Origin of the sequence: Psychrobacter sp. H7-1, assembly GCF_904846585.1 — a bacterium.
Classification (GTDB): Bacteria; Pseudomonadota; Gammaproteobacteria; order Pseudomonadales; family Moraxellaceae; genus Psychrobacter; species Psychrobacter raelei.
Window position 1 is genome coordinate 1 of the sequence record NZ_CAJHBH010000078.1, and the last position, 4,240, is coordinate 4,240.

Consider the following 4,240-nt stretch of genomic DNA (forward strand, 5'->3'; position numbering starts at 1 on the left):
TCTCGAACTCAGAAGTGAAACATCGTCGCGCCAATGGTAGTGTGGTTCGCCCATGTGAGAGTAGGTCATCGTCAGCTCCCTATACCTAAAAGCCCCCATTCATCCGAATGGGGGCTTTTTCATTTGCAGGGCATTTTATAACTATAAGCCATTTATTGTAATAGTTTGCCGTAGCTAATTATCAAATAAATAATGCAGTTCCTCTGCTGAACCAAAGTCTAGTTCCATTTGTTCACGCTGGCGTAGGCGCATTTGCTCTATTCTTTTTTTGCGGCCTATAATAAGCCTTAGCACCTCACGCTTTTGTTCATCCGTCATCTGGAGCCACAATTGACGCTCTGTGCGGCTGCGCAGACACCCAAAGCAATAACCTTTTTTATTGCTTTGACAGACGCCAATACAGGGATTTTCAATAGCAAAGAGCTCTATTTGGTCGAACATGAGTATCACCTCGCCCCTGCCGAAGATATGATATTGTGAAGCTTAAAAAGTAACTTTGAGGTTGAAGAGACCATGAGCTATAAGCGGAGCCAATATAGAATAACCTTTTAGTGTTTTATCAATTTTAGCATGATTCCCCTAGTGGTTTCTTTCGTGATAATCTTCATTAAAACATAAAAAGTAAAAGGATAAACATCTATGAAGATCATTTATATACATGGTTTAGACAGCCGGTCTAATTCAGTTAAGGGGATGTTGCTCCAAAAATACTGCAACAGTCATCATGCCGATATTCAGGTTATTAGACCTGACTTGAATGAATCTCCTGATAAGGTATTTGCTCGACTATGTGAGCTGGTACAACAAGCTAAGGAAGCGGATGATAAGGTAGTAGTAATGGGTAGCTCGTTAGGCGGCTATTTTGCCACTCTAGTCAGTAATAAGACAGCTTGCCCAGCGGTATTGTTAAACCCCAGTACTCAGCCGCATATTAGCTTACAGCGCTTCGTTGATGACCACGTGGTAGATGGTATTGCGTGTGATGATGGTGCTGATACGGTGATTTACCGAACCACTGGTGGCTGGGCGATGACTTTAAAAGATTTAGATTGGTTTAACACGCACAAGCTACAGCAGATAACTTATCCTGAGAAATTATTCGTCGTGATTAAGCAAGGCGATGAACTCCTAAATCCTCAAGTTGCGGCCGATTTTTATCAAGCCCAAGGAGTGACGGTTGATTTACAGTCTGGAGGCGATCATCGCATGACAGATTTTGAGCAACAGTTACCTATGATTATGAGTCATCTGCAGTCTCTTGCGTAACTTACCTTACTGACTTGTTTTCTTTGCGTCACCTGCTGTCGTTAACACAGTCGCTAATCTCTATACATCACCCATTAGGTGCACGATATTGGGTATAATATAGGTAATAATTAAAGGCTGAATCAAGCAAAGGATATCACTGTGAGTAACTATACCGCCCAATCGCTCGAAGTCTTAGAAGGGCTTGAGCCGGTCCGTCGTCGCCCTGGTATGTATACCGATACCACACGGCCCAATCACCTTGCGCAAGAGGTGATCGATAACTCAGTGGATGAAGCCTTAGCGGGCCATGCTAAGACTATCAAAGTACAACTGCACAATGATGGTTCGTTATCTGTGGAAGATGATGGACGCGGTATGCCCACTGATATTCATCCTGAATTCAAGCAAACAGGTATTGAAATCATCTTAACTCGCTTGCATGCTGGGGGTAAGTTTAATACCAGCAACTACCAAGTTTCCGGGGGGTTGCATGGGGTAGGCATCTCAGTAGTGAATGCCTTATCTAAACGTGTAGAGGTGACCGTTTGGCGTGATGGTAGCCAATATGATATTGCCTTTGAAAATGGGGCGCCAGTCACTGAGTTGGTTAAGTCTGTGAGCTCTAATAAGCGCAAAAAAGGGACGAAAGTTCGTTTTTGGGTGGATGAATCCTTTTTTGACACTCCCAAATTTAGCGTAAAGCAGCTTAAGCATAACCTAAAGGCCAAAGCGGTATTAGCAGCTGGTCTGACTATTGAATTCTTCGATGAGATTAATAATGATAAAGTGGTCTGGCAGTTTGCTGATGGGGTCGTTGAATACCTAAACGAACAGCTTGATGGCCTAGAAACACTACCACCAGAGCCGTTTTATTTTTCTTATGAAGCAAAAGAAGGGGAGCGCTCAGGGGTAACCTTTGCTTTGTCATGGCTGCCCGAAGGTGGCACACCAATTCAAGAAAGTTATGTTAACTTGATTCCGACTGCCCAAGGCGGCACGCATGTTAATGGTCTGCGTACCGGTATTTTAGAAGCCTTACGTGAGTTTTGTGAAATTCATAACTTACTGCCGCGTAATGTTAAACTGACCGGTGAGGATGTGTGGGATGGGGTTAACTACATCTTATCGCTGAAGTTCTCAGAGCCACAGTTCTCAGGGCAGACAAAAGAGCGTTTATCTAGTCGAGAAGCAGCAGGTGCGGTGCAGGCTCAGGCCAAAGATGCTTTTAGCTTATGGTTAAACCAACATGCTGATTTAGGAGCGCAAATTGCTGAGCTCGCTATTTCTAAAGCAGGCAGACGTTTAAAATCGGCCAAAAAAGTGGCGCGCAAAAAAATCACGCAAGGCCCAGCGCTACCTGGTAAATTAGCTGACTGCCGTGGTGGAGTGCGAGATGGTGCTGAGCTGTTTTTGGTTGAGGGTGACTCAGCTGGGGGGAGTGCTAAGCAAGCACGTGATCGACATTTTCAAGCGATTTTGCCATTAAGAGGTAAAATCTTAAATACTTGGGAGGTCTCACCTGATACAGTACTTTCAAGTCGTGAGATCCATGATATCGCCATTGCTATTGGTGTGGACCCGGCATCAGATGATTTATCAGAGCTGCGTTACGATAAGGTATGTATCTTGGCCGATGCTGATTCAGATGGACTACACATTGCCACACTTATTTGTGCGCTGTTTGTGAAGCACTTCCCAGCTTTGGTCGATGCAGGGCATTTGTTTGTGGCTATGCCGCCCTTATATAGAATTGATATCGGTAAAGAGGTGCATTATGCGCTGGATGAAAGTGAGCTTGAGCATATCTTAAGTAATGTACCTGGCAATAAAAAACCACAAATCACCCGGTTTAAAGGTCTGGGCGAAATGAGCGCTGAGCAGCTGCGTGAGACTACCATGAACCCAGATACGCGAAGATTGGTGCAATTAGATATGGATGACATGCAGCTAACCAATAGTGTGATGGATATGCTATTGGCCAAAAAACGAGCCGGTGATCGTAAAACGTGGTTAGAGAGCAAGGGGGATCTTGCCGAGATTATGGTGTAAGCATATCAGCACTTAGTAAACGAAACCAACCGCGATAATAAATAAATCTAGAAATGTAGGGATGCAGTTTAATGTCTAACACTGACACTTCAAAAAACACAGCAGTGGCTAAATTCAAGCGACTGACGCATAAAGACCTAGGGGATAAGGTACCTAGGCGTGGCGGAAGCGTTGCACCACCTATTGCCCGTGCTCTGTTTAAACTTATGGGTTGGCGGGCAGTCGGTGAGATTCCTAATGTACCAAAGGCAGTCTTTTTGGCTTTACCGCACACCTCAAATTTTGATGGACTATACGCCATACCTTTGGTGTTGGGGTTAGACTTAGACATTAATATCATGGGAAAAGACAGTTTATTTAAGTATCCAGTATTGGCGAGCTTCTTTAAATGGGCGGGTATTATTCCTATTGATCGCAGCAAAAAGGGTACGGTGCTACAGGCCAGTATCCATAAGTTAAAATCCAGTAAATCGATGTACTTAGGATTATCACCTGAAGGTACTCGAGACTATACCGATAGCTGGAAAACTGGGTTTTATTATATTGCCGATGGTGCTCAGGTTCCTATCGTGCCAGTCGCTATGGACTATAAGAGTAAAGAGGTTCGCTTCTTAACGCCGGTCTATACCACGGGTGATTATGAAAAAGATGTGCTCAAAATCGTAGAGCAATATAAAGGAGTAGTGCCCAAACACCCTGAGAAGATGTTAAAACCCCTGCAGGATATTAACAAATAGCAGAAAATTTTAATGATAAAAAACCGCTTATTATGAACTAAACTGTCCAAGATTTGGGGTTGAGTTCAATTAAAGCGGTTTTTTTATCACCGGTCGCCGTAAAACCACCCACTTCAGGGGGTGGATATAAGGCGACACACACTGTCGTGATCAGTACTTAAAGTATTGCAAGTTAAAATTAACCTCGCCATACTAACCCTATGAAA

The 4,240-nt window shown here is 43.8% G+C and carries 4 protein-coding genes; 3 read left to right on the forward strand and 1 reads right to left on the reverse strand.

The window, feature by feature from the left end:
- Nucleotides 1-174: 174 nt before the first annotated feature.
- Nucleotides 175-441 carry a DUF1289 domain-containing protein gene (locus tag JMX92_RS13105; RefSeq protein WP_041773368.1) on the reverse strand — a complete coding sequence of 89 codons (267 nt, stop codon included), beginning with the start codon at nucleotides 439-441 and terminating at the stop codon, nucleotides 175-177.
- A gap of 198 nt (nucleotides 442-639) precedes the next feature.
- Here JMX92_RS13105 and JMX92_RS13110 point away from each other — a divergent pair, with 198 nt between their 5' ends.
- The 3 genes from JMX92_RS13110 to JMX92_RS13120 all read left to right on the forward strand — a co-directional run bounded on the left by JMX92_RS13110 (nucleotide 640) and on the right by JMX92_RS13120 (nucleotide 4,034).
- Nucleotides 640-1,266, forward strand: a complete 627-nt coding sequence (locus JMX92_RS13110) for a YqiA/YcfP family alpha/beta fold hydrolase (RefSeq protein ID WP_201546111.1) — start codon at nucleotides 640-642, stop codon at nucleotides 1,264-1,266.
- 141 nt (nucleotides 1,267-1,407) lie between these two features.
- Nucleotides 1,408-3,297 (forward strand): DNA topoisomerase IV subunit B, encoded by a 1,890-nt coding sequence (parE, locus tag JMX92_RS13115; protein WP_201546112.1) that lies wholly within the window; start codon nucleotides 1,408-1,410, stop codon nucleotides 3,295-3,297.
- 71 nt (nucleotides 3,298-3,368) lie between these two features.
- Entirely contained in the window at nucleotides 3,369-4,034 is a 666-nt protein-coding gene (locus tag JMX92_RS13120; RefSeq protein ID WP_201546113.1) for a 1-acyl-sn-glycerol-3-phosphate acyltransferase, read from the forward strand.
- The last annotated feature ends 206 nt before the right edge of the window (nucleotides 4,035-4,240 follow it).

Coding starts and splice junctions, on each gene's coding strand:
- JMX92_RS13120 (WP_201546113.1), top strand. CDS start 3,369: ATGTCTAACACTGACACTTCAAAAAACACAGCAGTGGCTAAATTCAAG.
- JMX92_RS13105 (WP_041773368.1), bottom strand. CDS start 441: ATGTTCGACCAAATAGAGCTCTTTGCTATTGAAAATCCCTGTATTGGC.
- JMX92_RS13110 (WP_201546111.1), top strand. CDS start 640: ATGAAGATCATTTATATACATGGTTTAGACAGCCGGTCTAATTCAGTT.